Source organism: Mycobacterium hippophais (genome assembly GCF_027529605.1).
In the GTDB taxonomy this organism is placed as follows: Bacteria; Actinomycetota; Actinomycetes; order Mycobacteriales; family Mycobacteriaceae; genus Mycobacterium; species Mycobacterium arseniciresistens.
This window is the reverse complement of the sequence record NZ_JAPZPY010000011.1, coordinates 174,912-201,188: the sequence shown is the minus strand read 5'-3', so window position 1 is coordinate 201,188 and position 26,277 is coordinate 174,912. Positions and strand designations below refer to the sequence as shown.

Below are 26,277 nucleotides of genomic sequence, written 5' to 3'. Positions count from 1 at the left end.
GGGAAGTTTACGGGAGTTCAGCGCCAGGCGGCCGGCATCCATGACTCCGATTAGGCTGCAGGCGAGATGTTCATCGTCATCCTGACCGCCGTCCTCGGCCTGATGCACCTGTACCTGTGGAAGCGGCTGATCAGGGATACCACCCGGCCGGGACTGGTGCGGTGGGTGCTGACGGCCGACCTGGTCATCTGCGCACTGCTGCTGGTCGCCGCCCTGGTGGTGCCGCGGACCTTCGGCGTGACGAGCCTCGGCTGGCTGGCGTGGCCGGGTTACGTGTGGTTCGGCCTCCCCGCGTACCTGTTCCTGGCGTCGCTGGCTCTCGAACCCGTCCGCCTCCTGCTCCGTGGCTGGGTTCGGCGCGGCCCAACGACAGCCCCCGTCGCCGAACCCGCCGAAGCCGCCGAGCCCGCCGGATCCGCCGCGCCGTCGTCGCCGGTGAACCGCAGGCTGTTCCTCGCGAGGGCGGGCGCCGCCGCGGCAGGAGCGGCGTCGGTGAGCCTGGTCGGCTACGGCGCGACCCGGGCACTCGGCCCGCCGGACGTCCTGGCCGTGCCGGTGCGCCTACGCCGCCTCGACCCCGCATTCACCGGCTTCCGGATCGCGGTGGTGTCCGACATCCACCTCGGCCCGCTGGCCGGCCGCCGCCACACCGAACGCATCGTCGAGACCATCAACGGGGCCGAGCCGGATCTGGTGGCGATCGTGGGCGACCTGGTGGACGGCAGCGTCGCCGAACTCGGCGCGGCCGCCGAACCGCTGCGCGATCTCGCGTCGCGCGAGGGCACGTTCTTCGTGACCGGCAACCACGAGTACTTCGTCGACGAGCCGGCGCAGTGGCTGACCGAGCTGGACCGGCTCGGCGTGAACGTGCTGCGCAACGAGAACACCGCGATCCGCAGGGGCGCGGCGGCCTTCGACCTGGCCGGGATCAACGACCTCGCCGGTGAGCAGCGGTCCGACCCGCCGGACTTCGACCGGGCACTCGCCGGCATCGGCCCGGCGCGGCCGACGGTGCTGCTCGCCCACCAGCCGATCATGGTGAGCGAGGCCGCGGCACGCGGGGTGGACCTGCAGCTGTCGGGGCACACGCACGGCGGGCAGATGTGGCCGTTCCACTACGTGGTGCAGCAGGTGCAACCGTCGCTGGCCGGGCTGTCCACCGTCGACGACACCCAGCTGTACGTCACGCGGGGCGCCGGGTTCTGGGGGCCACCGGTCCGGGTCGGCGCGCCGCCGGATGTCACGGTGCTTTCGCTGAGTCCACAGGTCTGACAGGCCGTCACACTTCCTGCACCGCATTCCGGTCCGCGGCGCTGAGCGACCGCCTAGCATGCATCGATGCCATCAACGACGACGCGGCCGGGCATCTGCCGGATCTGCTCCGCGCACTGCGGCGTGCTCGCGACGGTCACCGACGGCAGGCTCACCAAGGTCACCGGCGATCCGGACAACCCGATGTTCAAGGGCTACAGCTGCGCCAAGGGCCGGGCGCTGCCCGAGATCCACAACAACCCCGCCCGGCTGCTGCACAGCCGAAGGCGCAGGCCCGACGGTGCTTATGAGCAGGTCGAGTCCGGCGTCGCAATGGACGAGATCGCCGCCACGCTGCAGGCGCTGATCGAGGCGCACGGACCGCGCTCGGTGGCACTGTACCTGGGGACGAACGGGCTGCCCTACCCCGCCTCGGCGCTCATGGGCAACGCGTTCATCCGGGCGATCGAATCGCCGATGTTCTTCACCGCCAACACCATCGACCAACCCGGCAAGCAGATCGCGCTGGCCGCCCACGGCCACTGGCTCGGCGGCGACGTCGACTTCGGTGAGGCCGACACCTGGCTGCTGATCGGCACGAACCCGTTGGTGTCCAAGGCGATCGGCATCCCGGGCCAGAACCCGGCGCAGAGCCTCAGGGCCGCCGTCGGCCGCGGCATGAAGCTCATCGTCATCGACCCGCGCCGCTCGCAGACGGCCGCGCGGGCGGCGATCCACATCCAGCCCCGACCGGGCACCGATGCGGTGATCGTCGCGGGCATCATCAACACCGTCATCGGCGAGAAGCTCTGCGACTGGGACTTTCTCGCCGAGAACGTCGACGGGTTCGAAGAGCTGGCCGAGGCGGTGTCCGGGTTCACTCCCGGCTACGTCGCCGAGCGTGCGGACATCCCGGAGCAGCAACTCCTCGACGCCGCGCGGATGTTCGCGACGTACGGCACGCGCGGCGGCATGGTCAACGCGGGCACCGGCGCGAACTTCGCGATGCACGGCAGTGTGCTCGAGTACCTGTGCCTGTGCCTGACGACGATCTGCGGGCGCTGGCAGCGGGCCGGGAAGAGGGTGACCCGGCCGAACACGCTGTTGCCCGCCTTCACCGCGAAGGCGCAGCCGCATCCGCCCTACGAGGGCTGGGGTTACGGCGAGCGCCTGCGGGTGCGCGGGCTGACCGACACCGTGGCGGGGATGCCGACGGCCGCGCTTGCCGACGAGATCCTGCTCGACGGCGAGGGTCAGGTCAAGGCGCTGATCTGCATCGGCGGCAATCCGATGGCGGCATGGCCGGATCAGCGAAAGACGTTGCGGGCGCTGGAAAACCTCGAACTGCTCGTCACGCTGGACACGGAGATGTCGTTGACGTCGCGGCTGGCCGACTACGTCATCGCTCCGCGCATGCAGATGGAGACGCCGGCCATGACGATGGGCAGCGAGCTCATCAAGTACTACGCCAGCGGGACCGGCATTCCGGCGGCCTACGGGCAGTACGTGCCGAGGCTGATCGAACCGCCCGCCGGCTCGGACCTGATCGAGGAGTGGCAGTTCTTCCTCGGCCTGGCCCAGCGGATGGGGCTGGAGATGTGGTTCGTCAACTTCTTCGGGGGCGGCGGTGGCAGGTTCATGGAGTCGCCGCCGATCGTGCTGAACATGAACGGCGACACCCGGCTGACCACCGAGGAACTGTTCGAGCAGATGTGCGCGACATCGCGCATCCCGTTCGACGAGGTGCGCAGCCATCCGCACGGAAAGATCTTCGACGTCGATGCGGTGGTGGAGCCCCGCGACACCGACTGCACCGCGAAACTCGACGTCGGCAACGGCCGGCTGCTCGCGGAACTCGTCGCGATCCGGACCGACGAGTACGTTGCGGCGCAGCAGGATCCGACCTTCCCGTTCCGCCTCATCCCGCGGCGGCACGGCAACTTCATGAACTCGTCGGGCACGAATCTCGCCGCCCTGCACCGCGGCAAGCCCTACAACCCGACCTACATGCATCCGGACGCGATGGCGGCGCTCGGACTGCAGACCGGGGCGCTGGTCACCGTGACGTCGCCGCACGACAGCATCCCGAGCGTCGTCGAGGCCGACGACTCGCTGCGTCCCGACGTCGTCGCGATGCACCACGCCTTCGGTGGATTGCCCGCCGAGGACGACGAGGTCCGCGACCGCGGGAGCAATGTCGGCCGCCTGGTGCCCACCGACGTGGAGTACGACTCGATCACCGGCCTGCCCCGCCAGGGCGACATCCCGGTCAGCGTGACACCACGCACCTGAGCTGTTGTCAGGCAACGCGTTTCATCGTCACCGGTTTCGCGCGTCTGCCGGGTGGTGGTGGTGCGGTGGAGCGGTAGGTGGCGCCGGTGGGGGTGGTGAATGCTGCGGTGTGGGTTCCGTTGCTCTGGTGGGTGCTGACGTGCCACCCGGGTGATTCTTTGTCGTAATTGCACCGTGCGCATTCGCCGAGGCCGTTGACCGCGCTGGTGGGTCCGCGTTTGTGGTGGGGATAGGCGTGGTCGTGGTGGCGGATGGGAGCGTCGCAATAGGGGGTGCGGCAGGTCTGGTCGCGTAGATCGATGAAGGCGGCGAGGCCTTTGGGGAAGCAGCGTGACCGGGACTCCATCGCCACCAGGGCGCCGGTGCGGGGATGGGTGTAGAGCCGGCGGATGGTGGCCACCGAAGCGGCGTCGTGGACCATTCGTCGGGCGATCTCGGCCGGGATGGTGCCGTAGCCGTGCAGGTGAGCGGGTTCGGTGTCGCCGGCGAGCAGTGTCTCATCGGAGATCGTCATGTTCACCGCGATGGGGATCGGCTGGTCGGCCGGCCGGCCGGTGACGCGTTCGACGAGGATGTCGGCCATGACCTGTCCGCGTGAGCGGTCGTCGAAGGTGGTGTCGGCGCTTCTCTTGAGCGCGGCGTAGACCGCGACGCCCTGGGCGACGGGCAGCAGTGCGGTCACATAGGTCATGGTGTCGGGCGCGGGGCGAATGGTGACGGTGCGCTCATCGACCGCCTTGGCGGCCCGGTCGACCACCGCGCGAGCATCCAGCCGGTAGGCGATCCTCTTGGCGCCGGCTTCGATCCGTGCGTCGCCGAGACCATCGAGTGCGCGGATATCCCGGCACATCTCGTTGTCGAGTGTGCGGCGGTCCTCGACGGACAGGCAGGCTGATTCGCGGACGATGAGGGTGGCGCGCCACTCGGTGAGCGCCCCGCACTCCAATGCGGCCAGGGTGTGGGGCATCTCGTGGACTAATGCTCGGGCGAATCCGAGGTGTCGCCCACCCTGGTTGGGTGATGCCCGCCGCGCGAGGGCCACTTCGCCGGCCAGGCCCCGGCCCCGCTTGGCGGCGGGCACTCCGGCGGCGGCTTCAGCGCAGCGTCGCAACCGGTCCAGTTCTGCGGCCACCCTGGCCTGCCCGGCCGCCGCGGCGGCTTTCGCCGACTCGAGTTCGGTCAGGCGGGTGATCAACCGGGCCTGGTCGGCGCTGGAAGGCACGGTGGCCAGTTCGTCGAACATATTTTCGATTCTACGGACATCCACCGACAGTTCCGGCGATTCATCCACAGCGCATATCGGTGGCCTAACGATTGCGTCATCCTTCGATGTCGGTCCTCGCGCAGCGGGAGTCGACGTGGTCTGGTGGACGGTGATGACCGCTACCCGTTCCATGTTGCGCCGCCCGGCCCTGGCCGGAGCGGCGGTCCTCGCGCTGGTGTTCGCCGGCGCCGACCAGCTGGCGACGGCGGCGCCGTCCTCCGACGCGCAGGGTTTCGTGGACTCCACCGCGCGGTGCACCGCGCCCGACACGGCCGTCGCCTTCGGCCGGACGGACAGCTCGCGGGTCGCGATCTGCGAGAGCCCGGACGGTGAACTCGAATACCGCGGCGTGCGGGTGCGCGACGGCGCCAAGCTGATCCTGTCCGCGACCCGGTCGGGCGACGACTTCGTCGCCGAGAGCGGCGACGCCGCCTACACCGTCTCGCCGTCGGCCTTGATGGTCAGCATCGAGGAGAAGATCGTCCGCGACGAGCCGATGGTGGAGTACCACGGACCGGATTCGGCAGAAGCCGAGTCGTCGCCCACCCCGTCGAAGCCGCTGCCCCCGCCCCTGCCCGCCGAGGTCGGTGGCGGCAGCTAGCGAATTAGGTGCCCACTGTCCGCCGCGCGCGACCTATAGTCGTCTGGGCAACTCGTGTGGGGGTGAGAGCGTGAACAGCGATCCGCAGGATCAAGGGACTCCGGGACCGGATCCCGCCGGTCAGGGTGGCTCGGGCGCGGACCCGACGCCGCCCACCGTCGGCTCCGCGGCCGGTCAGCCGCCCGAGGTTCCGCCGCCGCCGCCACCGCCCACCCGCGGCGTCATCCGGACGCAGGAGCCGGGCATGACGCGGCCCCGCCAGCCGACCGTCGCCGAGGCCCGCGCCCGCGACAAGGCGAAGAAGGCCCGCGAGGCGGCGGAGCGGTTCGCCGCCGAGCAGGCCGAGAAACAGGCCGAAAAGGCCCGCAAACGCCGCAAGGCCCTGATGGGCACCGCGGCGGTGGTCGGCGTGGTCGGCGTCGTCGCCCTCGGCTACACCCTGCTCAGCGACGACGACGAAGAGGTCGCTGCCAGCTGCGTGCGCGACGGCAGCAACGAGGTGGTGCCCGACAGCTACTGCAGCTCCGGCAGCGCCGGGGGGTCGAGCGGCGTGTTCATCTACGCGGGCTCGCCGTACCGGTACTACTACGGCGGCTCCAACCGCGGCGTCGGCACCATCGCCTCCGGTGGCACCCTCGAGTTGCCCAAGGGCACCTCGGCGAAGACCAAGTCCGGCACCTCCATCAAGCGCGGCGGCTTCGGCTCCTCGTCCAGTTACGGCAGTTCGGGCAGCTGAATGCGACGTGAACGACGCGCTCCCCGGCCGGACTGGGAGCAGATCGTCGCCGCCCAGGGGATGTGCTTCGGCACCCCTGCCCGCCTCGCCGACGGCAGCGCGCGTCCGTACTGGGACGAATCGGTGCACTACGTCTTCGACATGGACGAGGTGCTGTCGATCGAGGCGAGCGTCGAGGTGCTGCACTCGATGTGCCTCAACGCCGTCGAGCACGTGGTGCTCACCGAGCGATTCGCCGACTTCGGTCTGCCCGACTGGAGCTGGGAGCCGATCGCGGCGTCGTGGCGGCGCAGCGATCCGCACCTCTACGGCCGCTTCGACCTGCGCTACGACGGCAGGCGCCCGCCCGTGCTGCTGGAGTACAACGCCGACACCCCCACCAGCCTGCTCGAAGCCGCAATCCTGCAGTGGCACTGGAAGACCGACGTCTACCCCGAAGACGACCAGTGGAACTCGCTGCACGAGAAGCTGGTCGAACGGTGGGGTGCGATCCGGCCTCAATTGAGCGGCGCCGAAACGCATTTCACGTGGTCGTCGGCCGACGAGAGCGGTGAGGACAACGTCACCCTGGCCTACATCCAGGAGTGCGCGGCCGAAGCGGGCCTGCACACCGTCGCGCTGGCCATCGAGCAGATCGGCTTCGACGAGGAGCTCAACCGTTTCGTCGACCTCGAGGAAGCGCCCATCTCGTCGCTGTTCAAGCTCTACCCGTGGGAGTGGGTGCTCGACGACGACTTCGGCCGCCGCGTCGTCGAACTGCTACCCGAGACGATGTGGGTCGAGCCGCTGTGGAAGACGCTGCTGAGCAACAAGGCGATCCTGGCGGTGCTGTGGGAGATGAACCCCGGGCATCCGAACCTGCTGCCCGCCTACCTCGACGACCCGCACGAACTCACCGAGTACGTGCGCAAGCCCAAACTCGGCCGTGAGGGCGCCAACATCACCATCGTCGGGCCCGGCTTCGAGACCCAGACCGGCGGGGTCTACGGCGAGGAGGGCTACGTGTACCAGCTGCTCGACCCGCTGCCCGAGTTCGACGGCATGCGTCCCTGCCTGGGGACGTGGATCGTGGGCGACGAATCGGCAGGGCTTGGCATCCGTGAGACCGCAGGCCTGATCACCGACGACGGCGCAGCCTTTGTGCCACACCGCATTCCACTATGACCCGAGGAGAAACCATGTTGCTGGCCGCCGAGCTCGAGCCCGGATACTGGTCGATCGTCGGCCACGGTGTCGCGGCGATCGCGCTGTACACGATCGTCGGCATCGCCCTGATGGTGCTGGGCTTCTTCATCATCGACTGGACCACCCCCGGTCCACTGCGCACCCTGGTGCAGGCCGGCAGGCCCAACGCCGCGGTGATCGCCGGCTCGGGCGCACTGTCCATGGCGCTGATCGTGGTGCTGGCCATCTTCAGCTCTTCCGGGGATCTCGTCGAGGGGCTGCTGCGGACGTTGGTCTTCGGCCTGGTCGGCCTTGCCGCGCAGGCGCTTTCGGTGCGGCTGATCCATCTGGGCACCGGCATCGACATCGGTGACGTGCTGGCGGCCGAGGTGTACGTGCCGCAGGTGTGGGTGATCGCGGCGTCCTACTTCGCGTTCGGCATCATCATCGCTGCGGCGATTCTGTAGCCGGCTCGCCCTCCGGCGGGCCCGGCTTCTGCACCGGGTTCTCCTCCGGTTCCGATCTCGGGTCGAAGTGCACGCTGACCCGCTGAAAACCCTTCACCCGCTCGGCTTTCGCCTTGCGCGTGTAGGTGCGCCGGTCCGCTGAGGTCAGGTCGACGGCGTCGGTGAACGGGGTGAGCAGCGCCCGTGGGTACAGCCGGTCGACAAGCACCACGTTGATCTGCGCGCACATCACCAGGCTGACCGAGAGTAGGTAGAGGAACGCCAGCAGGCCCAGCACCAGGGCGAACACACTGTTGGTCACGCTGGACCTCGCCACCACGCTCGCGACGTAGCCGGTGCCGAACGACTGCAGCAGCTGCCACACCACCGCGGCGGTGAGCGCGCCGGGCAGCACCTGGCGATACGTGACCTGCCGGGCCGTGGTCACCCGGAACGCCACCAGGCAGATCGCCGCGTTGATCGCGACGGCCGTCACGATCAGTCCGGCCTTGCCCCACCAGCCCAGCGATTCGGTGGCCCGCCCCGCCGCGGACAACACGGTCGCGGTGACCGTCGCCGTCCCGAGCACGAACAGCAGCAGCAGGCTTTTCAGTCGCGACCGGAACGGGTCGGGGCGGATGTTCCGCGGCACCGCCCACGCCGTGTCCATCGCGTTCTGCACCGCCTGGCCGACACCCAGGCCGCCGTAGAGCGCACCGGCGATGCCGATCACCACCCCCACCACACCGCCACTGAGTTCCTCGGGGGACTGCAACTGAGTGCCGATCCCCGGCAGCTGGCCGAGTGCGGACTGCAGCACCTGCTGCTGCAGGTCGGGCCGGCCGGCGAGGACGACGCCGACCGCCGTGGTCAGCAGCAGCAGCAGCGGGAACATCGACACGAACGCGTAGTAGGTGATCAGCGCGGCCAGGTAGCCGCCCTGGTCGTCGACGTACTTGTAGATCACCGCGATCACGAAACCGGCAGCGCGGTTGCGCTGCTGCAGTCTGTCGAGCCAGCCCACCATGAACGGACTCCCTGACGTGCGGATGGCCGGTTGCTGCGCTCGGAACTACCCGTTATCGCGGCGGTCCAAGCGCCCGGCCTGCCAGTGCCGGAACCCCCGGTGCGCGGCGAACGCGCCGGCGACGGCCGTCACGCACCAGACGGCGATGGCCGCGTAGACCAGCGGCGAGGACAGATCGCCGATCGAGGCGCCGAGCGAGGTGTAGACGAACGCCCGCGGCACCGACCCGATCAGCGCACCCACGGCCATCTGCCAGAGCGGCACCCCGAACGCGCCGAAGGCGTAGGAGGCCAGCGCGTCGGAGATGCCGGGGACGAAGCGCTGGCCGACGACGGCCCACAGCCCGTGCCGTGCGATCTGCGCCTCGATGCGTTCGGCGCGAACCGGTCCGAGCAGTCCCATCGCGCTGTCGCGGCCCGCCCGCCGGCCGAGAAGGCTGGTGATGATCGCCGTGCCGACCGTCGCCCCCAGCGTGACGAACAGGCCGACCACCGGGCCGAACAGCGCGCCGCTGCCCGCGGCGAGCAGCGTCCCCGGCACGAACACCGCGCCGAGCACCGCGGAGACCACCACGTAGGTCAGCGGTGCGACCGGGCCGGTCGCGGCCACCGCCTGCCGCACCGCCTCGACGTCGACCACCCGTGTCACCGCGACGACGTAGAACAGCGTCAGCAGCAGCGCGGCGAAGATCGCCAGTCGCAGGATGTGCCTGCGGCGGTCCCGTGCGGCGGCGCCGTCGTCGTCGGCAGCGGAGTCGGTCATGTCACCCGCGATCCTGCCGCACCGGCGCTCAGATGCTGAGCTGCCGGTATCGCTGCAGCCTGCGCAGCCCGGCCGCAGACACCGTCCCCTCGGCCGGGCGCAGCGCGTTCGCCATCTGCGCCCGCACCTCGTCGGTGTCGAACGACGTGCCGATCGCCACCAGACCGTTCACCGCGGGCGCCCGGTCGGCCGTGCTGACGTGGATCGACGTGCCGACCACGTTCACCACATAGCCGCGGGTGCGGGCCCGGTAGCGGACGGCGACCGTGCCCTTGAGCCGGTACACCCCGGCGGGCCGCTGCTCGAGCAGGTCGACCAGCGCGCCGGGATCGACACCTCCGCTGCCGGTCACCGTCACCGAGTCGGCGTGCACGTGGTGGTGCTGGTCTTCGATCAGCAACTCCCGGAAGGACAACTGCCCCACGGGTTCACCCGCGCCCGCCGCGTCGTACAGCAGCGCGGGATCGATGCGGCCGCCCACCGCGCCGACGATGTGGGCGTCGGGGTTGCGCTCGCGGACCCGCGCCTCGATCCGCTCCAGCGCGGCGCCCCGGCCGTCGTCGGGAATCCGGTCGAGCTTGTTGACCACCACCAGTGACGCCGCGCCGTAGCGGGCCGGCGCACTGCCGCCGCGGTCGACGGTGTCGAAATGCATTGCGGCGTCGATGACGTCGACGATGCCGCCCGGCCGCACGTTGTCGACGCCGCTGAACCGGATGATCCGCGAGATGGCGACGGGGTCGGCCAGGCCGCTGGCCTCGACGATGATCGCGTCGAGATTCAGTTTCGGATCGGCCAGCTTCTCCAGCGCGACGTCGAGCGCCCCGTCGTCGGGCAGGCAGCAGATGCAGCCGCCCGCGATCGACGCCGGCTCGTCGACCTGCCCCGTGACCAGCGCGGCATCGACGTTGAGTTCACCGAAATCGTTGATCACCACGCCGATCCGGGCGTCCGGGGCCCGCAGCACGTGATTGAGCAGCGTGGTCTTCCCCGCGCCGAGATACCCGGTCAGCGCGATGACGGGGACCGCCGGCACCGGCGGTCAGGCGTCCTGGGCGGGCCGCGGCGCCGACTTCTTGAACCGCGGTGCGAGCTGGACGAACTCGGGGACGACGGTGGGGTTCGCGTACGCCGCGGCGATGAGCGTGAGCAGGGTGTCGGCCACGTCGTCGAGGGCGGACATCCTTGCGGGCAGCTGACCGTCCTGGACCCAGGACTGGAACAGCTGGGCCAGCAGGTCGCGGTCCGCACCGCGCAGGATCTCGGTGTCCTCGGTCGGGCCGATGCCGACCCGGATGACCGACAGCTCGGGGTGCTCACCGCGCCAGGACCGCAGGATCTCGTCGAGCGCGGCCTTGCTGGCGCTGTAGGCGGCGACCCCGGCCCGCGGCCTTCCGACGTTGTGGTCGGACGCGATGAGCACGACGCCGTTCTCCGACAGGTGGGGCAGCGCGGCCCGCAGCACGTTGCTCGCGCCGACGGTGTTGACGGTGAACGCGTGGATCCAGGTGGCGACGTCGGTGTCCTCGACGAACGCGAAGGGAATGACGGTGCTGGTGAACACGACCGCGTCCAGGCCGCCGAGCGCGTCGGCCGCGGCGGTCACCACCGCGGTGATGGCCGCCGGATCGGCCACGTCGAGCTCGAACGCCAGCCCGCTCACCGACTCGGCCAGCTCGGTCAGCAGGTCGATGCGACGCGCCGCGACCGCCACCCGGGCGCCGTGCCTGCCGGCGCCGGTGGCGACGGCGTGACCGATCCCCGAGGACGCCCCGACGACGAGAAGGCGCAGACCCGCGACGTCGGCATGGGGAGCGTTCATTTAGGCAAGCCTTTCGTAAGGATCAGTCCATGGAACCAGTGCCGCGCGAGGAAGGGCAAACCGCTACCCGGCGAGGCGGTCCTGGAACGCCGCCCGGTAGCTGCGCGGCGACACCCCGGCCAGCCTGCGGAACTGCTCGCGGAAGTTCGCGGGCGACGTGAACCCAACCCGCCTGCCGATCGACTCGACCCCCAGGTCGGACGTCTCGAGCAGTTCCTGCGCGTGCCGTACTCGGACGCCGGTGACCCACTGCATCGGCGTCTGGCCGGTCTCGGCCTGGAACCGGCGGTTGAGCGTCCGCACACTCATCGCCGCGCGCGCGGCGATCTCGCCGAGCGTCAGCTCGCGGTGTGCCTCGGTCTCGATCCAGGCCAGCACGGCGTCGAATTCGTGGCGGACGCCGTTGGCCGGCAGCGGCACCCGGTTGCGGACGATGAACTGCGCCTGGCCGCCACTGCGGTGCAGCGGCGCCACGGACAGCCGGGCGGCGTCGGCGGCGATGGCGGCGCCGTGGTCGCGCGCCACGATGTGCAGGCACAGGTCGATGCCCGCGGACGCGCCCGCCGAGGTGAGGATCTGGCCGTCGTCGACGTAGAGCACGTCGGGGTCGAGCTGCACGTCGGGGAAGGCGGCCCGGAACGCGTCGGTGCAGATCCAGTGGGTGGTCGCGCGGCGGCCGGCCAGCAGTCCGGTGGCGGCAAGGGTGAAGGCGCCGGTGCAGATCGAGACGATCCGGGCGCCGCGGGAGTACGCCGCGCGCAGCGCTACCACCAGCGCCGCGGGCGGCGCCGCCGTCAGGTCGCGGCGGCCGGGAACGACGATGGTGTCGGCCTCGGCCAGCGCGTCGAGGCCGCGGTCGGTGGTGATGCGGAACGGACCGGCGCTGACGACGGGCTCGCTGCCGCACACCACGACGCGGTAGCCGGGTTCGCCCGAGGCGAGGGTGACCCAGCCGAACACCTCGACCGGCGTGCTGAGGTCGAACGCGATGGTGTCGGGCAGTGCCACCACCGCCACGATGTGCGCGGGGCTATTCACCGAACATCTCCCGTCGGACCACTGCGGCCAGCGCGTCGCGCAGCGCGTCGGGCACGCCGAGCGCACGGTCGCAGTCGGCCGCGGCGGCCGCGGCGACCGAGAGCAGGTGCCTGCCGTGCGGGGTGAGCCGCGGGTAGGACGCCCGGCCGCGGCTCTCGATGACGACGGCGCCTGCGTCGGCGAGCTGGATCATGGTGGCCTGCATGCTCTGCGGGGTGATCCTGGCCCGGCGGGCGAGGTCGCTGTAGGACAGCTCCGGCCGGCGCGACAGGTGGCCCAGCGCGCCGAGGTGCCGCAGCGTCAGCCCGTGGCCGGCCAGCGCGTCCTCGAGGCGGCGCTGCGCGGCGCGGCCCGCGCCAATGAGCAGCATCGTGGTGCTGTCGATCAGGGGGCTTCGGGTCACCCCGTCACTATATAAGTCAGACTGTAAGTCAGACTGAAGGCCCGCTAATTATTGCGCCCTGGGTCGTGGATCGCATCGAGCAGCAACCCTCAGTGCATAAACCAGCGTCGACGCCGACTGAAACTCAGGCTCAGGCTTCTTCGGGCTCCTCGACCGGTGCCTCGACGAGCAGCGACATGCCGTGGTGCGCGGGCATCTCGACGGCGAAGCTGTGCAGGTCGTCGACCGTCGCGAAGGCCTTGCCGGTGAACATGTCCGACACCGACGAACCCGGCGGGAGCTTCTTGGACCGCACCGATCCGGCGATGTCCTCGTTGGCGAAGTTCAGAACCGTGAGCTGGTAGCGGTTCTCGTCGGCGAGTTGGTGGACGAGCACCAGCATCCCGCGGTGCGACACCTCGGGGATGTCGATCTGGCGGCTGGTCGCGATGCCGTAGTGCGAGCGCACCCGCAGGATGGCCTGCAGCTGACGCAGGAAGCTGGTCTCGTCGCCCATCTGCTCGGGGATCGGGCCGTAGAGGCTGCGCCCCCGGGGCATCCCGGCCTGCGACTGCGTCGCCGTCGGGTTGACGCCCATCAGGTCGTGGGCGGCGCGGTGGATCCAGCGGGTGTCCCCGCCGCGCAGCAGTTCGGCGACCTTCCCCGCCGGCAGCGTCAACATCCCGCACAGATCCCAGCCGGACAGTGCGAACACCCCGGGCTGCAACGCGTTGAACATCGCCAGCAGCAGGTGCGCCCGGCGGATCCGGTCGACGTCCTGGATCTCATCGAGATCGGTGACGCCGAGTGTCGCGGCGATCACCGTGGCCGTGGTGCAGGCGATGCCGTTGGTGGTGAACACCAGGTTGTACGGGGCGTTCTCACCGGTCAGCCGGTCGGACAGGTCCCGGCGGACGGTCTCGCCGAGCACCTCGCCGGTGATCTCCTCACCCTTGTAGGTGTAGACGTCGTCGCGGTGCCCGGTCGACCAGTGCACGAGTTCGTAGGTGAGCTCGTCGTGGTTCTGCAGCGCGTGCACCAGCGACGCGGGGTCCACGTTGAGTTCCAGGGTGGTGCGCAGCGTCAGCCGCAGGAACTCGGTGTCGGCGGTGGCCAGCGCGTGGTGGTAGGCGGGCCGGTTGACGAAGTCGTAGGACAGGTCGGCGCCCGCCTCGCCGATCTCGCGGATGTCGTCGATGGTGAGGTTGAGCTCCTGGAAGGTGAACCCGCCGACCTTGCGCACCATGCTGGCGATCAGGTGGTTGGCGGCCTCCGACAGCGGGTGACCTTCCGACCAGCCGACACCGTCCTCGGCGGCGGTCTTCTCAGCGCCGAGGAAGCCGTTGGCGTCCAGGCGAAGGCCGCCGGTGCCCAGGTCGGCCAGCGAGTGCAGCGCGTCGCCGATGACCAGGCGCATGCCCGCGAACGACGGGTCCAGCCAGTTGATCGACGGCTGCCCGTCCTTGAAGTAGTGCAGGTACACCCAGCGCCGTTCGACGCCGTCGATGCCGACCACGGGACGGGTGACGCTCCAGTTGGTCTCCTTGACGCCCTCGGCGTAGAAGATCACCCGCTGCAGCCTGCCGATGATGTAGCCGGCCTTGTCCAGCCACTCCTCGGTGGAGGGATCGATGTTCACCGAGTCCTGGCCGGCCGGTACGTCGGGCAGGTGTTCCCAGTCGCGGGGGTCGATCTCGACCATGTGGTAGATGCCCGGGTAGTCGGCGTACTTCATCTCGGCGAGCCGGAAGTCCGCACCCTTTCCGGTGTGGCCGGGCACGATGTCGTCGATGATGGTGCCGCCGTACCAGTTGGCGGTCCCGCACATGTGGCGGAACTCCTCCTCGGTGCCGAAGGCGGGATCGATCTGGGTGCTGATGCGGTCGAAGTGCCCGTCCACGCTCGGCGTCAGCTGCCAGCCGGAGATGCCGCCCGCGCGTTTCACCGGGCCGGTGTGGATGGCCTCGATGCCTATCTCGGAGAACGCCTTCCACATGTCCTCGTCGGCCATCGCCTTCAGGAACGACTCGTTGGACCGGGTGATCAGCGACAGCGGGTAGGCGGTGAACCACACCGACGCGGTGTCGACGGCGCCGCGCGGGCTGGGGGTGGCGTAAGGGTTCTGCCACATCGAGCCCTGCCCGGAGAACTGCTGGCTGATCTCGTTGGCGTCGGCCAGCATCGACTGGGACAGCAGCCAGGACACGTACGCCGGATTGTCGCCGGTGGGGGAGCCGTCCTGGGTCAGCGAGCGGCGGGTGAACGGCGCCTTGACGCGCGGCCGGAACCGCAGTGACCGTGGGCGCGCCGGATGCAGGTACTCGTCGAAGGTGACTTCCGTCGGCTCATGCGGCTGGTCTTCGGGGGCCTGCTCGCCGGTGGCCTGCTCGTCGAGAGCCGTCAGCTGATCGTCGGGCTCCGACTCTGCCGCCTGAGACATGAATCCCCTTCACTGGATGTGGTGACGACCGCGTGCCGTTCCGACGAGGTATTGCCTCCACGCCTCGGTCTTGAAACCGGTCGCGTCCACCCTACGGATCGTCGCCGGGCGCCGCCGGGTCACCGGCCCGCCGTGCGCGGGCCCGGCGCTTGCCCTCGTGCATCGCCGCCACCCGCGCCACCGGGATGGTCCGGCCGTGGGCGATGAGGTCGTCGGGCAGCCGTTGCGGCCGGGGCATCGACTCCGCCCACGGGTCGCCGGCGCCGAGTGCGTCGACGGCGGTGTGGACGGTGAAGTCGGCGGGGCTGACCCGGTCGAGGTCGGACCACGGCACTGGGAACGACACCGGCGTGCCCCGCCGGAGCCGCGGGCTGTACGCGGCGGCGACGGTGGCGCCGCCGGCCCGGGTGGAGTCGACGAACACCTTGCCGCCGCGGTCGGAGACGATGAACGCGGTGGTGGCGATGTCCGGGTCGAGCGCCTCGGCACGCGCAGCGAGCGCGCGGGTGGCGCCCGCGACGTCGTCGACCGGGGTGTGGTCGTCGATCGGCACGAACACGTGCAGGCCCTTGGCGCCGCTGGTCTTGACCGCGCCCGCCAGCCCGCAGTCCGACAGCGCCTGGCGCACCAGGTGCGCGACGGCCACGACCGCGGCGAAGTCGGCGCCCTCGGGCGGGTCGAGGTCGAGGATCAGGTGCGTGGGTCGGTAGATGTCGGCGACATGCCCGAGCGTCGGGTGGTATTCGACGGCGCGCTGGTTCGCCAGCCACAGCAGTGTCCGGCGGTCGTCGCACAGCGCGTAGCGCACCTCGCGGTGCGACGACTCGGCCCAGATCGACACGGTGCGCACCCACTCCGGGGTGTACTTCGGGACGTTCTTCTGCATGAACGGCGCCCGGCCGCGCAGCACCCGCAGCACCGTGAGCGGCCGGCCGGCCAGGCCCGGCAGGATGCGGTCGGCCACGGCGTCGAGGTAGTCCACCAGGTCGCGTTTGGTGGCCCCGGCGTCGGGCGTCAGGGCCTGGTCGAGGTTGGTCAGCTCGACGCCGTCGCGGTGTTCGCCACCCATCAGCCCACCCTAGAACCCGCGCGGCGCCACCAGGACGGTCGCGCGGGGGCCGCGGGCAGGTGGGCGAGGCGGCAGACCACTCCGAAGTGGTCCGACGGGAAGACCCGCGGCAGCGCCTCGGACACCGGCCGGGTGCCGAGCAGGTCGATGCCGACCGCGTGCCAGCGCCTGCCCTTGACCAGCACGCGGTCGAACCGGACGTGGCGGTGCTTGTTCTTGCTGTCGTACCGCATCAGGTTGATGGAGGTGTCCTCGGTGAAGCCGTCCTCGCCGGGCCGCAGCGCCGGCCAGACGTCGGTGAACGGCGCGGTGATGCGGGCGTTCTCGGCGTCGCGCATGTTGAAGTCGCCGAGCAGCACCGCCTCGTCGACACCGCGCACGGCGCGGAACAGCGTGCGCAGCTGTCGTGCCCGCAACCGGGCCGACCGCTTGCCGCTGTCGAGGTGCACGCAGCAGACGGCCAGCGCGGCGCCGTTGACGGTGAGGTCGGCGCGCAGGTAGCCGCGGTCCAGCCGTGTCGGCAGCCGCGTGTAGGTGACCCCGTCGACCGGCACACGGGTCAGCAGCAACATGCCGTAGTTGCCGACGTCCGCACCGGTGATCGAGCTCGCCAGGTAGTGCTCGCGGACCCAGGACTGGGTGAGGAACACCTCGAGCGCGGCCGGGGTGACCTCCTGGAAGACCATGACGTCGGGCATCGCGTCGCAGAGCAGGGCGGCCATCGCGCGGTAGCGGTGGTCGGCGAAGTGCTCGTCGAACCAGACGTTGAAGGTGGTGACCGTCAGTCCGTCGCGCTCGACGGGTGCGGGGGCGTGCACTTCGCGCCACCGGCCGGTCGCGGCATCGAACCGCTCGACCGGGAGGCGGCGGCGAGCCCTCACGGCACCGGGCGGATCAGCGCGGCGCGGTGGAGTCGGACAGGCCGGTGCGCAGCGCGATCGCCTGCTTGGTGCCGACGTCGGTGACCACCTCGGGCGGGGTGGGCTGGCCGAGCACGCTGCCGAACTCCATCCGGACCACCGCCGGACCCTGCGTGAAGAACAGCAGGGTGACGTCCTTGTTGCCGTCGGGCGCGGTGCCGCTGATCACGGTGCCGCCGGTGCCGACCGGCGACGGCTGCGGCGTGCCGCCCACCACCGAGGCGGTCAGCGACTTGACGCTGGCGTCCAGTGCGCTGGCGGCTGCGGCCTCGTCGGGGGTGATGTTGATGGTGACGCCGACGGCCTTGGTGTCGTCCTGGTTCACGAACAGTGTCGAAACGCCTTGGCCGCCACGGCGGTTGGGTACCGACGAGCGAGCGGTGAAGGTGTCGCCCGGGCTGTCGATGTCACCGGGCTGGATGAGCAGCCGCGAGTAGTCGACCGCGCTGCTGTTCTCCTTGGGGGCCGAACTGGGCGCTGAGGTGGTGGCCGCAGGCAGTCCCGTCGGAGCCGTCGCCTCGGGACCCGACGGCGGCGTGCAGCCGGCCAGGACGGCGGCGGAGACCGCCGCTGCGGCGATGAGGGCAGTGGTACTCGACAAGACACGCATGAAGATCTGCTGGTTCCCCCGGGATTGTGGTGGATGAGCTGGACATATACTGGACACGATGTCCATGAAATACGGTACACGCGCCGTCGAGGGGGGCGCAAACACCGCCGGCCCCGCGCGCCGCGGCCGGCCCCGCGACGTCACCGTCCGGGACGCCGTGCTGCGCGCGGCCGCCGAACTGGCGCTCGCCGGTGGCCCCGGCGCAGCCACCATCGACGCGATCGCCAAGCGCGCCGCCGTCAGCCGCACCACCGTCTACAAGTGGTGGCCGTCGTCGGCGGCGATCGTGCTCGAGGGCCTGCTCGGTTCCACCGTGGACTCCCTCATCCGGCCCGCGGGCAGCAGCACCCGCGAGGCGCTCGCCCATCACGTGCGCTCGCTCAACGCGATCCTGTCCGACGCCGCCACCGGCCCGCTGGTGCGCCGGGTGATCAGCGCCGCCGACGCCGACCGCGACGTCGGCACCGCGCTTCTCGACCAGTGGCTGCTGCCGCGGCGGGCCGCACTGATCGCGGTGCTGCACGACGCCGCGGGCCGCGGTGAACTGCGCGACGGCGCCGACCCCGAGGTGGTCGTCGACGCGCTGGTGTCACCGGCCTACTACCGCCTGGTGTTCGGTCTGCCCGCCCTCGACGACGACGCGCTGACCGGCCTCGTCGACACGGTCTGGCGGGGCTGCGCCCGTCGGCCCTGACCCGTCTGCGGCCCGGTGAACTGCTGCGCCGAAGGGGTCTGATCCGCGGCGATACTGAGCACATGTCGCAGCACCCGCCGCACCGACCCGCCGCATCGCCGGCCCAGCGGCGGGACGCCAGGAGGACGAGCATCCTGGCCCCTCTGGTGGTCGTCGCCGCCTGCGTCTCGGTGTTCTGGTCGATGCTCGCCGGCGCCACCGCCCTCGACGTGTGCCGCAGCGGGTGCGATGCCGGCGTCAACCTCACGGTCTTCGGTTGGGTGTGGGGCGGCGCCGCCGTCGCCTTCGTGCTGATGACGGTCGGCATCAGGCGGGCGCGCAGACAGGGCAGGCCCACTTCGCCGTGGCCCGCCGCGGCGCTCGCGATCATCTGCGTCACCGCGGTGTCGGGCGTGTTCATCGTCAGTGCGATCGCCGGGATGCTGTGAGTCCTCAGGTGTGAGCCCTGGGCCAGCGGGTACGCCTCACCCGATGACCGCCCAGCCCCCAGACCCGGATCCCGTCGACACCCCCGGGCTCGAACCCGGCGGCGGCGTGGCGCCCGGCGACACCCCGCCCGACTCGTCGCACGTCAGCCAGTCGGCGAACACCGACCCCACGCCCGCCCGGCGGTTCACCCCGGGCGCGATCGCCGCGTTCGCGATCGTCGGGGTCATCGCGGCGGTGTTCCTGGTGGTGGCGGTGCTGCGGCTGCTCGAGATCGCGGGCGTGTTCCGCTGACCCTCAGCGACTGACCTTGCGCACCTTGTAGCTGGACGGCCAGGACATCCGGTCCTCGTCGCCGACCAGCGGCGTGCCCTTGCCACCCACCCTGACGTCGTAGGCCTCCTCGCCCGCGCCGGTCTCCCGGTCGGCGTGCTCTTTGGCCAGGTAGTACAGCTCGTCGATGGTGGCCTCGCCGTAGGCGACGAACGTGGTGTTGCGCTGCGCGTCGTCGATGCCCGCGGTCATCCGGTCGGGCAGCACCTTCGACGCCAGTGCCGCGGCGCCGAGCAGCAGGAACGGGATCACCCAGTAGCAGATGAACGACAGCGGGGTGTCGGCGTCGAAGATGGTGGCCTGGCCGTAGACCAGCGGCGGGATCACCGACGAGATCGTCATCCCGGCGAATGCCGCGATCCAGATCCAGGTCAGCAGCGTCGTGATGCGCTCGAACAGTTCGCTCTTGAGCACGTTGGCCGGACGGCCCACCTCGGCGAACTCGCGGACGAAGGGCCGGCCCGCCAGCAGGCCGATCAGCGCCACGGCGAAGATGCCGAGATTGCCGAGCGGCTGCAGCCACTCCGCCATGAACGCCTCGCTGGTGGTGAACGACAGCACCGTCAGCACCGCGAAGACGATCACCGCGCCCAGTTCCAGGGTGCGGCCCGGCCAGTGCAGCGCCCGGCCGATCCCGAAGGCGGCGACCGCGATCGCCAGCGCCGCCAGGACGGCGGTGCTCGCCGGCACGTTGCCGACGAGCACCCAGTACACGATCCACGGCGCGAAGCCGAACAGTGTGCTCACGGTCGGTCAGTCTATGGCCGAACGCCGCCGGCCGGGCCGCGTCCGGTCAGCGAATCCACGATGGTGCGGGTCGCGAACTCCGCCCGGTGGCGCGGATACGAACGGCCCTCGCGCAGAACGGCATACACGATGCCGCCGACGATCGCGTCGGCCGCGGCCTCGGCGACCGCGTCGTCGACCCCGTCCGCGAGCAGCCGCGACTGCACCGCCTCCTGTAGTGGCCCGCTGAATCCGCTGCGCAACCGGTCAGCGGTGTCGTCGTGCTCGATGGAGGCGACCGTGAGGATGCGCAGCATCGCCGAGCCCCGCGCGGTGGTTAGGGTGGCCGCCAGCCTGCCCGCCCATCGGGCGAGGTCGGCGGTGACGTCCTCGGAGTACGCCACCGGGCGCAGGATCCGGTCGGCGTCCTCGAGCAGGACGTCGGCCACCAGTGCGGGCCGGCTCGGCCACCAGCGGTAGATGGTCTGCTTGCCGACCCCGGCGCGGGCCGCGACGGCCTCGATGCTCATCCCGTCGAAGCCGCGCTCCAGCAGCAACTCCCGGGTGGCGGTGACGATCGCGGCGCGCGACTTCTCGCTGCGCCGTCGCGGTGCGGTGTCGAGCGGTGGCACTCCCACCCCCTCCGCGGTCGTCGGCCGGATCTCGGCTAGCGTAACCTAGCGCGAGACGAGACGGTCCGTCTCGCCTGACGACGACGGAAGCGGTGGCAGTGGCCTCGAGGAGTCTGGTCATCGGCGCGAGCGGGTTCCTCGGCTCGCACGTCACCCGGGCGCTGGTGGCGGAAGGCGCCGACGTGCGGGTGCTGATCCGCACCACCAGCTCCACCCGCGGCATCGACGGCCTCGACGTCGAGCGGCGCTACGGCGACGTCTTGGACACCGCGGCGGTGCGGGACGCGATCAGCGGATGCGACACCGTGTACTACTGCGTGGTCGACGCCCGGCCGTGGCTGCGCGACCCGGCACCGATGTGGCGCACCAACGTCGACGGGCTGCGCAGCGTGCTGGACATCGCCGCGCAGGCGCCGCTGCACCGGTTCGTGTTCACCAGCTCCATCGGCACCATCGGCCGGGTCCGCGACGGGCTCGCCACCGAGCAGACCGCCCACAACTGGCTCGACGAAGGCGGCGAGTACATCCGCACCAGGGTGGCGGCGGAGAACCTGCTGTTCGACCACTGCCGCGACCGCGGGCTGCCCGGCGTCGCGATGTGCGTGGCCAACACCTACGGCCCCCGTGACTGGCTGCCCACCCCGCACGGCGGTCTCGTGGCCGCCGCGGCCCGCGGGAAGCTGCCGTTCTACGTCGCCGGGGCGCAGTCGGAGGTGGTGGGTGTCGAGGACGCGGCACGTGCCATGTTGCTGGCCGGCCGGGTCGGGCGGGTCGGCGAGCGCTACATCGTCTCCGAACGATTCATGAGTGCCCGCGACGTCTACGCACGTGCCTGCGACGCCGTCGGGACGACGCCACCGCGAGTCGGCGTGCCGCTGCCGGTGATGTCGGCGCTCGGCGCGGCCGGGGAGGCGGCGGCCCGGATCCGGGGCCGCGACACCCGGTTGACGCGGATCAGCGTGCGGCTCATGCACATCATGTCGGCGATGGACCACTCGAAGGCGACCCGCGAACTCGGCTGGCAGCCGCGCCCGGCGACCGACGCGATCGCCGAGGCCGCCCGATTCTTCCGCGACCGGCGGCGCCGCGACACGACCGCGGCCGAGGAGGCGTCATGACCATCGGGCTCACCCCGGAGCAGCAGCACCTGACCGACGCCGTCGCGCAGTTCGCGGCGCGCCACGCCCCGGTCAGCCACACCCGCGAGCTGCTCGACCAGCTCGCCGGAGGCGAACTGCCGCCATGGTGGAACGAACTGGTGGCCAACGGCTTCCACGCGGTGCATCTCCCGGAGAGCTGCGGCGGTCAGGGTGGCACGCTGGCCGACACGGCATGCGTCGTCGAGGCCGCCGGCGGGGCCGCGATGCCCGGACCGCTGCTGCCGACCGTCGCCGCCGGAGCGGTGGCGCTGCACGCCGACCCCACCCCCGCGGCCACCGGCCTGCTCACCGCCCTCGCCGGCGGCGCCCCCGCCGCGGTGGTGCTGCCCGAGTACTCCGACCTGCGTGCCACGCCGACCGACGGCGGCTGGCGGGTCACCGGCGCGACCACCGCCGTCCCCGGCGCCTGCTCGGCGCGAATCCTGTTGCTGCCGGCGCACACCGGCGACGCGGGCGTGATCTGGCTGGCCGTCGCCGCCGAGGCGCCCGGCGTCACCGCAGAACCGCTGGGCGGCACCGACATCACCACCGACGCCGGTGTGCTGCGCCTCGACGGGCACGACGCCTCCGCGGAGGCGGTGCTCACCGGCATCGACGACGACCGGGCGCGATGCGTCGTGGTGGCGCTGACGGCCTGCGCGTCGGCAGGCATCGTCGGCTGGTGCGTCGGCGCGGTGACCGCACACCTGCGCACCCGCGAACAGTTCGGCAGGCCGATCGGCTCCTTCCAGGCGTTGCAGCACCGGGCGGCGATGCTGCTCGTCAACGCCGAACTGGCGGCCGCCGCGGCGTGGGACGCGGTCCGTGCCGACGGCGATTCGCTGGAGCAGCACCGCGTGGCCGCGGCGGGAGCAGCCGTGACGGCCGTCGCCGCGGCGCCCGACCTGGTGCTCGACGCGCTGACCATGTTCGGCGCGATCGGCTTCACCTGGGAACACGACCTGCACCTCTACTGGCGGCGGGCCATCAGCCTGGCCGGCGCCGTCGGGCCGATGAGCAGGTGGACCCGGCGGATGGGCGAGCTGGCCATCACCGCCGTCCGCGACATGGCGGTGAATCTCGGTGCGGCCGAAGCGGATCTGCGCGCCCAGGTCGCCGACACCCTGGATCGGGCGCTGACCCTGGGCAACGACGGCATCGGTAAACAGGGCGACTACGAGCACTTCATGACCGGACCGCAGCGCACCCTGCTCGCCGAGGCCGGACTGGTCGCCCCGCACTGGCCCGCGCCCTGGGGGCTGGACGCCACGCCGTTGCAGCAGTTGGTGATCGACGAGGAGTTCGCCCGGCGGCCGGATCTGGTGCGCCCGTCGCTGGGCATCGCCGAGTGGATCGTGCCGACCCTGCTGCAGGCCGCCCCGCCCGAGGTGCAGCAGCGGCTGATCCCGCCGACGCAGCGCGGCGAGCTGGGCTGGTGCCAGCTGTTCAGTGAGCCCGGCGCCGGATCGGATCTGGCCTCTCTGGTGACCAGGGCCACCCGGGTCGAGGGCGGGTGGCGCATCAACGGCCACAAGATCTGGACGTCGTCGGCCGACCGCGCGGACTTCGGCGCCCTGCTGGCCCGCACCGATCCCGACGCGGCCAAGCACCGCGGCATCGGCTACTTCGTGCTCGACATGCGCTCACCCGGCGTCGAGGTGCAGCCGATCAAACAGGCCAACGGCGAAGCGCATTTCAACGAGGTGTTCCTGGCCGACGTGTTCGTCCCCGACGAGATGCTGCTGGGCGACCCGGCCGCGGGCTGGCAGCTGGCGATCAGCACGATGGCCACCGAGCGGGTCGCGATCAGCGGCTACGTGAACAACGACCGCGCCACCGCGTTGCGCGCCATGGCATCCGGACCCGACGGCGAGGACGTGCGGCGCGCGCTCGGCGAGATCGACGCCTACACCAACGCGATCAGGGCGCTCGGCGTGCGCGAGACGCTGCGCCTGCTCGACGGCCAGGCCGCCGGACCGGCGTCGAGCATCGCCAAGGTCGCCACCACCGTGCTGCTGCGCAAGGTGTCCCGGCACACGCTCGACGTGGCCGGGCCGCTGGCGGTGACCGAGCAGTCCGACCCGCCGGTCGTGACGCCGTACCTGCACCTGCCCGCCGAGCTGATCGGCGGCGGTACACCCGAGATCCAGCTCAACATCATCGCGCAGATGATCCTGGGCCTGCCGCGGAAGTGACGCCGCGAACGTGATTGCAGCGGAGAGGAGTACGAATGGGACTGCGCGGTGAGGCCGCCATCGTCGGCTATGTGGAGCTGCCACCGGAACGGATGAGCAAGGCGTCCCCGGCGCCGTTCACCCTCGAGCAGTGGGCGGAGCTCAGTGCCGACGCGCTCGGCGACGCCGGGCTGACCGGCGACGTGGTGGACGGCATCGTGACGTCGCACCTGGCCGAGTCGGAGATCTTCGTGCCGTCGACGATCGCCGAATACCTCGGCGTCGGAGCGAATTTCGCCGAGCTGGTGGACCTCGGCGGCGCCAGTGCCGCCGGCATGGTGTGGCGGGCCGCGGCGGCCGTCGAGCTGGGTCTGTGCGACGTGGTGCTGTGCGTGCTGCCTGCCCGCTACATCACCCCGACGTCGGACCGCAAGCCCAAGGCGCTGTCCGACGCGGTGTTCTTCGGCTCGTCGAGCAACCAGTTCGGTTCTCCCCAGGCTGAATTCGAGATCCCCTACGGCAACCTCGGGCAGAACGGGCCGTACGGCCAGGTAGCGCAGCGCTACGGCGCGGTGTACGGCTACGACGAGCGTGCGATGGCGAAGATCGTCGTAGACCAGCGGGTCAACGCCAATCACACCGACGGCGCGATCTGGCGGGACAAGCCGTTGACGGTCGACGACGTGCTCGCCAGCCCGGTGATCGCCGACCCGCTGCACATGCTCGAGATCGTCATGCCGTGCGTCGGGGGAGCGGCGGTGGTGGTGGCGAACACCGACATCGCCCGCCGTGCCCGCAACCGGCCGGTGTGGATCAAGGGGTTCGGCGAACACGTCCCCTTCAAGACCCCGACGTACGCGGCCGATCTGCTGCAGACGCCTATCGCCAAGGCCGCCGACACCGCGTTCTCGATGACCGGCCTGCGCCGCGAGGACATGGACATGGTGTCGATCTACGACTGCTACACCATCACCGTGCTGCTGTCGCTGGAGGACGCCGGCTTCTGCGAGAAGGGCAAGGGCATGGGTTTCGTCGCCGAGCACGACCTGACGTTCCGCGGCGACTTCCCGCTCAACACCGCGGGCGGTCAGCTCGGCTTCGGGCAGGCCGGCCTCGCCGGCGGCATGCACCACGTCTGCGACGCCACCCGCCAGATCATGGGGCGCGCGGGCGCCGCACAGGTCGCCGACTGCCACCGCGCGTTCGTGTCCGGCAACGGCGGCATCCTCTCCGAACAGACCACGCTGATCCTGGAGGGCGACTGACATGAGCGAGATGACCTTCGAGCGGCCGATGCCGGTCAAGACGCCCACCACGGCGCCGTTCTGGGATGCGCTCGCCGAGCACCGCATCCGCATCCAGTACTCGCCGTCGTCCGGCGCGTACGTGTTCTACCCGCGGGTGCGCGCGCCGCGGACCCTCGCCGACGACCTCGAGTGGCGGGAGATCTCCGGCATGGGGACGCTCTACTCGTTCACCGTGGCACGGCGTCCCGTCGGCCCGCACTTCGCCGACACGGTGCCGCTGCTGCCCGCGATCGTCGAGTGGGACGAGGGTCCCCGGTTCTCCACCGGGATGGTCGACGTCGCGCCCGAGGACCTGCGCATCGGGATGCGGGTGCGGCCGGTGTTCTTCGATTATCCCGGAGACCACCCCGACCACGGCGTCACGATGCTGCGCTACCGCCCCGCCTGACGGTGGCGCAGCTCACACAGAGGTTTGAACATCCCGTCTGGTGGAACCTGTCAGCTCGACAGCCAAAGCCAGGAGGGGACACATGTCCGAGCACGAAAAGGCCGATCAGGCCCGTAAAGGACTGGTCGACGCGGTCAAGGGCAAGGCGAAGGAGATCGCCGGCGCGGTGACGGGTAACGACTCGCTCACCGCCGAGGGGCAGCTCGACCAGACCCAGGCGAAGGAACGCCGGGAGGCCAACGCCCAGGAGGCGGTCGCCGATGCCAAGGCCACCGAGGCACAGTCCGAGGCCGCCGAGGCCAGGGTCGCCGCCGCCGAGGAGCGCACGACCGTCGAGGCGCAGGCGGAGACCGTCGAGAACGCGGCACGCCGGCAGCAGCTCGCGGAGAAGCAGACCGCCGAGCAGGCCGCCCAGGCCGAGGTGGCACGGGCCGCGGCCGCGGCGCAGACCGAAGCCCAGCGCGAGGTGGCCCAGGCCGAGGGCCAGGAGCGCGCGCAGGCCACCGCGGCAGCCGCCGAGGTCGTGGACGCCGACGCCGAACACCGCGCCGCACAGCAGGCCGCGGCCAGCGCCCACGCCGAGGCCGAGCGGATCCGCCGGCAGGCGCCGCCCGCCGACCAGTCCTGACCCGAA

The 26,277-nt window shown here is 71.0% G+C and carries 27 protein-coding genes; 14 read left to right on the top strand and 13 right to left on the bottom strand.

The features are described from left to right. The first annotated feature begins 66 nt into the window (after window positions 1-66). Together O6P37_RS21895 and O6P37_RS21890 are read left to right on the top strand one after the other, a co-directional pair. Entirely contained in the window at window positions 67-1,272 is a 1,206-nt protein-coding gene (locus tag O6P37_RS21895; protein ID WP_269896058.1) for a metallophosphoesterase, read from the top strand. Window positions 1,273-1,338: 66 nt separating this feature from the next. Next, window positions 1,339-3,543, top strand: coding sequence for a molybdopterin-containing oxidoreductase family protein (locus O6P37_RS21890; protein ID WP_269896057.1), 2,205 nt, complete (start codon window positions 1,339-1,341; stop codon window positions 3,541-3,543). Window positions 3,544-3,550: 7 nt separating this feature from the next. Here O6P37_RS21890 and O6P37_RS21885 read toward each other — a convergent pair whose 3' ends face one another. Next, a complete protein-coding gene (locus O6P37_RS21885; RefSeq protein ID WP_269896056.1) occupies window positions 3,551-4,786 on the bottom strand; it encodes a 13E12 repeat family protein in 1,236 nt (411 codons plus the stop codon). Between the two features lie 133 nt (window positions 4,787-4,919). Here O6P37_RS21885 and O6P37_RS21880 point away from each other — a divergent pair, with 133 nt between their 5' ends. The 4 genes from O6P37_RS21880 to O6P37_RS21865 all read left to right on the top strand — a co-directional run bounded on the left by O6P37_RS21880 (window position 4,920) and on the right by O6P37_RS21865 (window position 7,775). Beyond that, entirely contained in the window at window positions 4,920-5,408 is a 489-nt protein-coding gene (locus O6P37_RS21880) for a hypothetical protein (protein WP_269896055.1), read from the top strand. A gap of 223 nt (window positions 5,409-5,631) precedes the next feature. After that, window positions 5,632-6,144, top strand: coding sequence for a hypothetical protein (locus O6P37_RS21875; protein ID WP_332909811.1), 513 nt, complete (start codon window positions 5,632-5,634; stop codon window positions 6,142-6,144). Further along, a complete protein-coding gene (locus O6P37_RS21870) occupies window positions 6,145-7,308 on the top strand; it encodes a glutathionylspermidine synthase family protein (RefSeq protein WP_269896053.1) in 1,164 nt (387 codons plus the stop codon). A 14-nt stretch (window positions 7,309-7,322) separates the two neighbouring features. Beyond that, the gene (locus O6P37_RS21865) at window positions 7,323-7,775 is read left to right on the top strand and encodes a DUF350 domain-containing protein (RefSeq protein ID WP_269896052.1); all 453 of its coding nucleotides are present in this window, start codon (window positions 7,323-7,325) and stop codon (window positions 7,773-7,775) included. On the opposite strand, the gene O6P37_RS21860 is transcribed toward O6P37_RS21865, so the two are convergent. From O6P37_RS21860 to O6P37_RS21815, 10 genes are all read right to left on the bottom strand, one after another. Further along, window positions 7,753-8,781, bottom strand: coding sequence for a YihY/virulence factor BrkB family protein (locus O6P37_RS21860; protein ID WP_269896051.1), 1,029 nt, complete (start codon window positions 8,779-8,781; stop codon window positions 7,753-7,755). The two genes, O6P37_RS21865 and O6P37_RS21860, sit on opposite strands and share 23 nt — an antisense overlap. A 45-nt stretch (window positions 8,782-8,826) precedes the next feature. Continuing rightward, window positions 8,827-9,543, bottom strand: coding sequence for a TVP38/TMEM64 family protein (locus O6P37_RS21855; RefSeq protein ID WP_269896050.1), 717 nt, complete (start codon window positions 9,541-9,543; stop codon window positions 8,827-8,829). Between the two features lie 28 nt (window positions 9,544-9,571). Beyond that, window positions 9,572-10,579, bottom strand: coding sequence for a CobW family GTP-binding protein (locus O6P37_RS21850; RefSeq protein ID WP_269896049.1), 1,008 nt, complete (start codon window positions 10,577-10,579; stop codon window positions 9,572-9,574). Window positions 10,580-10,585: 6 nt separating this feature from the next. Beyond that, window positions 10,586-11,365 (bottom strand): SDR family oxidoreductase, encoded by a 780-nt coding sequence (locus O6P37_RS21845; RefSeq protein ID WP_269896048.1) that lies wholly within the window; start codon window positions 11,363-11,365, stop codon window positions 10,586-10,588. Between the two features lie 63 nt (window positions 11,366-11,428). Next, window positions 11,429-12,403, bottom strand: coding sequence for a GlxA family transcriptional regulator (locus tag O6P37_RS21840; protein WP_269896047.1), 975 nt, complete (start codon window positions 12,401-12,403; stop codon window positions 11,429-11,431). Continuing rightward, on the bottom strand, window positions 12,396-12,806 hold the full coding sequence (locus O6P37_RS21835) for a MarR family winged helix-turn-helix transcriptional regulator (RefSeq protein WP_269896046.1): 411 nt from the start codon (window positions 12,804-12,806) through the stop codon (window positions 12,396-12,398). The genes O6P37_RS21840 and O6P37_RS21835 overlap by 8 nt, the downstream gene beginning before the upstream one ends. A 130-nt stretch (window positions 12,807-12,936) precedes the next feature. Further along, a complete protein-coding gene (treS, locus tag O6P37_RS21830; RefSeq protein WP_269896045.1) occupies window positions 12,937-15,225 on the bottom strand; it encodes a maltose alpha-D-glucosyltransferase in 2,289 nt (762 codons plus the stop codon). 91 nt (window positions 15,226-15,316) lie between these two features. Beyond that, window positions 15,317-16,294, bottom strand: a complete 978-nt coding sequence (locus O6P37_RS21825) for a DNA polymerase domain-containing protein (protein ID WP_269896044.1) — start codon at window positions 16,292-16,294, stop codon at window positions 15,317-15,319. Continuing rightward, window positions 16,294-17,175, bottom strand: coding sequence for an endonuclease/exonuclease/phosphatase family protein (locus O6P37_RS21820; protein ID WP_269896043.1), 882 nt, complete (start codon window positions 17,173-17,175; stop codon window positions 16,294-16,296). Before O6P37_RS21820 ends, O6P37_RS21825 begins: the two co-directional genes overlap by 1 nt. A 13-nt stretch (window positions 17,176-17,188) precedes the next feature. After that, a complete protein-coding gene (locus O6P37_RS21815; RefSeq protein ID WP_408633222.1) occupies window positions 17,189-17,815 on the bottom strand; it encodes a hypothetical protein in 627 nt (208 codons plus the stop codon). Between the two features lie 67 nt (window positions 17,816-17,882). Here O6P37_RS21815 and O6P37_RS21810 point away from each other — a divergent pair, with 67 nt between their 5' ends. The 3 genes from O6P37_RS21810 (at window position 17,883) to O6P37_RS21800 (ending at window position 19,238) form a co-directional block, all read left to right on the top strand. After that, a complete protein-coding gene (locus O6P37_RS21810) occupies window positions 17,883-18,518 on the top strand; it encodes a TetR/AcrR family transcriptional regulator (protein ID WP_269896041.1) in 636 nt (211 codons plus the stop codon). A 62-nt stretch (window positions 18,519-18,580) separates the two neighbouring features. Beyond that, window positions 18,581-18,946, top strand: a complete 366-nt coding sequence (locus O6P37_RS21805) for a hypothetical protein (RefSeq protein WP_269896040.1) — start codon at window positions 18,581-18,583, stop codon at window positions 18,944-18,946. A gap of 43 nt (window positions 18,947-18,989) precedes the next feature. Then, window positions 18,990-19,238, top strand: a complete 249-nt coding sequence (locus O6P37_RS21800) for a DUF6480 family protein (protein WP_264014853.1) — start codon at window positions 18,990-18,992, stop codon at window positions 19,236-19,238. A 3-nt stretch (window positions 19,239-19,241) separates the two neighbouring features. Here the strand turns inward: O6P37_RS21800 and O6P37_RS21795 are convergent, their stop codons facing one another. Further along, window positions 19,242-20,024: a hypothetical protein gene (locus O6P37_RS21795; RefSeq protein WP_269896039.1), complete on the bottom strand. Its 783-nt coding sequence runs from the start codon at window positions 20,022-20,024 to the stop codon at window positions 19,242-19,244. An 11-nt stretch (window positions 20,025-20,035) separates the two neighbouring features. Then, window positions 20,036-20,635 (bottom strand): TetR/AcrR family transcriptional regulator, encoded by a 600-nt coding sequence (locus tag O6P37_RS21790; RefSeq protein WP_269896038.1) that lies wholly within the window; start codon window positions 20,633-20,635, stop codon window positions 20,036-20,038. A 98-nt stretch (window positions 20,636-20,733) separates the two neighbouring features. On the opposite strand from O6P37_RS21790, the gene O6P37_RS21785 reads away from it, so the two are divergent. From O6P37_RS21785 to O6P37_RS21765, 5 genes are all read left to right on the top strand, one after another. Beyond that, entirely contained in the window at window positions 20,734-21,753 is a 1,020-nt protein-coding gene (locus tag O6P37_RS21785) for an NAD-dependent epimerase/dehydratase family protein (RefSeq protein ID WP_269896037.1), read from the top strand. Then, window positions 21,750-23,969, top strand: a complete 2,220-nt coding sequence (locus tag O6P37_RS21780; protein WP_269896036.1) for an acyl-CoA dehydrogenase — start codon at window positions 21,750-21,752, stop codon at window positions 23,967-23,969. Before O6P37_RS21785 ends, O6P37_RS21780 begins: the two co-directional genes overlap by 4 nt. A 35-nt stretch (window positions 23,970-24,004) precedes the next feature. Then, a complete protein-coding gene (locus O6P37_RS21775; protein ID WP_269896035.1) occupies window positions 24,005-25,213 on the top strand; it encodes a thiolase family protein in 1,209 nt (402 codons plus the stop codon). Window position 25,214: 1 nt separating this feature from the next. Continuing rightward, a complete protein-coding gene (locus O6P37_RS21770; protein WP_408633221.1) occupies window positions 25,215-25,643 on the top strand; it encodes a Zn-ribbon domain-containing OB-fold protein in 429 nt (142 codons plus the stop codon). 82 nt (window positions 25,644-25,725) lie between these two features. Continuing rightward, entirely contained in the window at window positions 25,726-26,271 is a 546-nt protein-coding gene (locus tag O6P37_RS21765; RefSeq protein WP_269896034.1) for a CsbD family protein, read from the top strand. The last annotated feature ends 6 nt before the right edge of the window (window positions 26,272-26,277 follow it).